Here is a 4844-nt window from a genome sequence, read left to right on the forward strand (position 1 = left end):
AATTTTTCCTATATTTTCATAAGTAAAATCTAAATTAACAGAAGAATTAGATTCCATAATAACTTCAGAATTTTTAATATTATTATCCTCTATAAAACTATAATCTATTTTTGTTTCAATAAGTTCTTTAATGTTTTCTTTTGCCTTAAAATCTAAACCATCTATTTTTCCTCTAGGTTTTAGCTCTATTTCATCCATCTGTGTGTGTTTTTCTATTTCTTTTATTTCTTTTGCTTGCTTTAAAGTTTCTTGTTTAATCTCTTTTGAATCAACAAAACGCAACTCAATAAGACCTAACTTTAGAACATCGCCTTTGTTGATAATAATTTCATAACCATCTTCCAATCTAGAAAAAGAATTATTATAAAAAATATCACTGCCTTCTATAGGCGTCATAGTAAAAAAACCTTCTTCAAAAGTAATCTTCATATGTTTTTCTTTAACAGAATTATTTTTATCTTGTATCCAAAATAAACATTCTGGACTTGATCCAACAAGTCCACCAGTTTCATCAAATACACAAGCTACTGTTTTCGTAATATTTTCGTCAATATTTTCAATTATCAATCCTATGGTTTCTTTATCTATCATTTTGAGCCTTTGTTATATTTTCTACTATTTTAAAATCACTTAATATCATAATTATATTATTAATATCTGAGTTGTTATTATTAAGTTTGAAATCAAAATACATTTTTTTATTGTCATTAAATAAAACACTGTAAGATGAATTTGAATTTTTACTTTCCTGTAATAATTTATACCAAGCCCATTCTCCTTTATATGATTTTGTGTAATTTATATTAGCATCTAAATAAGAATACGCAGTGAAATCAAAACTAGTTCCATTGTTAAATTCATCAGTTATAACATCTAATTTTGTATGTAATGTGTGATCATATATAATAGAAGTATCATTATACTGAACTTTTACAAAAGAAAAATCGGCACTTAAGTCAAGACTTTGTAAAGTAAAGCGCACTCTCATTACATCATTTGCATTTAGCATTAACTCTGATAAATTACCAGCCTTAGTAATAAAATCCAAAAATTCTTTGGAAAAAGTTAATCTTGAACTAAATTTAGAATTAATAGAGTAAACATTTTTTCTTTTAATTAGAACATTTGTTAAATATTTTTCATAAAACTTATTTAAAATTCCATTTTTACCAAAGAAATTTTTAAAAGAATCTATACTCAAATCTTGTGAACTTAGCAAATTAAAAGGATAAAAAGGAGCTATATCATTAACAAATGGTGCATAAACCTCATTCAACCAAACAGTATTAAACAAAGAAACTCCATGGTTTTCTATAATATTCCAAGCATATAAAGAAAGAGTTACATAATATTTTTCCAATTCACTTGGTAAATTTTTAATATTTTGTTCAAGAGAACTAAATGGGTCGCTAGAATCTTTACTATCGCTTAAAGCGTATTTTATTTTTTCCTCAATAGTTTGCGAGTTATTTGTTGTAAAGTCAATTATTTTTTTATGAATATTAGACAAATCTGTATTTATTAATTCCATGGTTTTTTGATGACTTCCAACATCTAAACCTACAGCAGTAGCACCCGTATTTAAAATAGAATTTTGTTCTATAATTTTATGATAAGCATCAAACGAACTGGTAATCCCCATAAAACTTGTCTTTATTTCAGCAGCATTAACACCGAGATTATATGCTTGAGTTAGTAAAGTAGCATCGTTAAGATTGGTATTTACACTAACAATTTTTATAAAATTCATTAAAGGATTTTCTTTTTTAGATAGTATATTAAGTTCATTTAGCATAGAACTTTTGGAAATAAACTTTTTTGGTGCAAGTGAATTTAAAATTTCTTGCCATTTATTTTGATATTGCGTTAAATAAATTTTAATAATTCCCATTGCCATATTGCTTCTATTTTCAGAATTTGACAAATCATTTAAAATCCACGAATCAATCTCAATGGCTTTATCTATTTTTACATTTAACGTTTGCAAAAAGTCAGCCATACCTTTTTTTGTGTAAATTTCTTCAATACTATCAATTTTAATAGACTCTGAGAAAACATTATTAGCAGCAAATCCTAATTCATTTTTAAAATTATATACTTTATTGTTTTTATCTAGAATGATAAAGTTAAGTAAAGTATATATTCTTTGAATTTTTGCTACATTATATAGTTTTTCAATAGATAGTTTAACCGAAATATCATCTTGCTGAGAAGTGCTTAAGTCAATCTTTTGAAGTTCATCGATACCAGATAGAAAATTTTCTTTAGAAATTTTATATTTTTCTAAAAAATTCCAATTTTCATTAATCCATATTTTTAATAAATCTTTATCAAGATATTTTTGCTCAAACAATGATTTATATACATATAAAGTTTTAATTAAGTTATCATAATTATCATCAGTTTGTAATATTATTTCCATTTCTTTTAATAGGGTATTTTTCAACACATCTTCACTAATTTTATAATATAAATTTTGTGCTTTTTTAAAGCCTTTATATGTTATGTTTAAGCTAAAATATTCAAACAAACTTGCCTTTTCGATTAATTGTGGATATACACTTAGTATATTTCTTAAATCAACTAATAATTTTGCTTTCTCTTCTATACTCATCATGGGGTAATCTTGCATATTTTTCAACAAAAATGAAAGATCTGTATAAACACTTTGAGATATTTTCTTTTCTTGCTCACTTTTAAGAATAAAATAAGATGAAATAAAATAAGTCATACAACTCAAAAATATAGTTAGACCCACAAGCGATATCTTTTTGTAAAAACTTTTAATTCTACTTAGCGATGAATCTTTAAAGACAATATCTTCAAGCAAAGACTGAACAAAATAACTTTGCTTACTAAAAGACTGTTTTACTTGAGCTAATGGTTTTTTTATATTATACTTTTCACAAATTGTATCAAGCATAAAATTTCTTGGCACATTTTCTTGATAAGCACTTACATAATATACCCCTCTTAAAACTGAACTATTTTTTAAAATATTTTCATTTTGGAGTTGCACGATAAAGTCTTTGCTCAATACAAATAAATTATCCAACTGCTTTAAAAATAAATAAATTTTATTTTTTTCCTCTATAGTGTATATAGAAGAATTTTTATCAACAAAACATAAAAACAAAGATTTGCTTATCTCTTCAAAAGACTTTTGAATATCTTCTTCTTTAAAATGTTCTGCAAAACTTACACCAAAAGCTTTTTTTTGAATTTTTTCATTGAAAATATCAAAAAATTCTCTCATACCTTCTATTAAATCTAATTTTGAAAAAACAACATAAATAGGTAATTGTACACCTAAAATTTTTTCACACTCATGCACTCTTTTTGTTAAATAACGAATTAAATTATTAGAATATTCTTTTGTGTTTTCCAAAAACAATCGAGTATCAATTATTAAAATAATGCCATTTAATTTACTATGAAAATAATTCTTATTTAAAAATTTTAAAAAATTTTGCCAAATGCTCTTTTTAATTAAAAAGTCTCTATTTTTCTCTATATCATCTTCGGGTAACTCATCGCTACTATTAGGATGAAAAAAATCTTCTTGAGAAAAATAATTTCCCTCAGTATCAAGCAAAGCGCCTTTCTTGGAAACATATAAGCTAAAATTATTGGTAGACTTATGCATCTTTTTATATGATTCTAAACTATCACTTAAAGGATATTCTATATCAGAATAATTTATAAAAGTACTTTTACCAGCACCTTCATTTCCCACAATAACAACAAGAGGCAAATTTTTAGTGTTGATATCTTTTTTCCATGTTTGTTTGGCATCTTTTAATGCGATAAAGAAATTTCTTTTTGCTTTGTATAAAAATTCATTAGATTCTTTTTTAATTTCTTTAAGTCTTATTCTTTTGTCATCCTTAAAAGATTTTATAAAATTACTTAAAGGCTTTAAAAGAAAAAACAAAAAAATACAACACCAAAATATAAAAATTATCCCAAATCTTAAATAAGAATTACTAAAAACATAAATTTCATTAAACGCAAATAAAGAACCATAAGCCCAAAAAAATAAACTTAAGACAACTAAAATAATAAGTATTAATGTGATTACGAAAATCCTAGATTTTAAAATTTGCATTATTTTTTGAAACATAATTTTTCCTAATATAAATTCAAATAATTTTTATTTCTATTTATTAATTTTATATTATTTTTACTTATTTTGTATTAAAATATTAAAAGCTTTTAATATAAATATAAAGTTAAAATTATAATCATAAGGAAAAACATGGCACAACCAGCATATATCAAAATCGAAGGTTCAACACAAGGACTTATTTCAAGTGGTGCTTCTACAGAAGCAAGTATAGGAAATCGCTATCAAGCAGGACACGAAGACGAGATTATGGCTCAAGAAATTTCTCATATTGTAACAGTTCCAGTTGATCAACAAAGTGGACAACCATCAGGACAAAGAGTTCATAAGCCTTTTACTTTCACTTGCTCTCTAAATAAAGCAGTTCCTCTACTTTACAATGCACTTACAAAAGGTGAAAGACTTCCGAGTGTTGAAGTTCATTGGTTTAGAACATCAACAAGTGGTGGACAAGAACATTTTTTTACAACTAAATTAGAAGATGCTATCATTACAGATATTACCTTAGTAATGCCAAATGCTCAAGAAGCAAACAATCATGACAAAACAGAGCTTTTTAAGGTATCTTTAAATTACAGAAAAGTTATTTGGGAGCATACAGCGGCTGGAACAAGCGGAAGTGATGATTGGAGAGAAGCAAATTCGTAACACAATAAGCTCATTGTTAAACAATGAGCTTTATATGCTATTTAATATCCTTATCACTTTCATTAAAAAT

General features: G+C 25.2%; 2 protein-coding genes and 1 pseudogene. 1 reads left to right on the forward strand and 2 read right to left on the reverse strand.

Features of this window, described 5'->3' with window-relative positions:
• Nucleotides 1-591: pseudogene (locus L8W69_RS08960) on the reverse strand (hypothetical protein); the annotation flags it as partial.
• Nucleotides 581-4123: a type VI secretion system membrane subunit TssM gene (gene tssM / locus L8W69_RS08965; RefSeq protein WP_263666960.1), complete on the reverse strand. Its 3543-nt coding sequence runs from the start codon at nt 4121-4123 to the stop codon at nt 581-583. The gene tssM and the pseudogene L8W69_RS08960, both read right to left, overlap by 11 nt.
• Before the next feature lie 135 nt (nt 4124-4258).
• Here tssM and L8W69_RS08970 point away from each other — a divergent pair, with 135 nt between their 5' ends.
• On the forward strand, nt 4259-4774 hold the full coding sequence (locus L8W69_RS08970; protein WP_039626225.1) for an Hcp family type VI secretion system effector: 516 nt from the start codon (nt 4259-4261) through the stop codon (nt 4772-4774).
• Nucleotides 4775-4844: the final 70 nt, after the last annotated feature.

Origin of the sequence: Campylobacter sp. CNRCH_2016_3089, assembly GCF_025772505.1 — a bacterium.
Lineage (GTDB): Bacteria > Campylobacterota > Campylobacteria > Campylobacterales > Campylobacteraceae > Campylobacter_D > Campylobacter_D lari_D.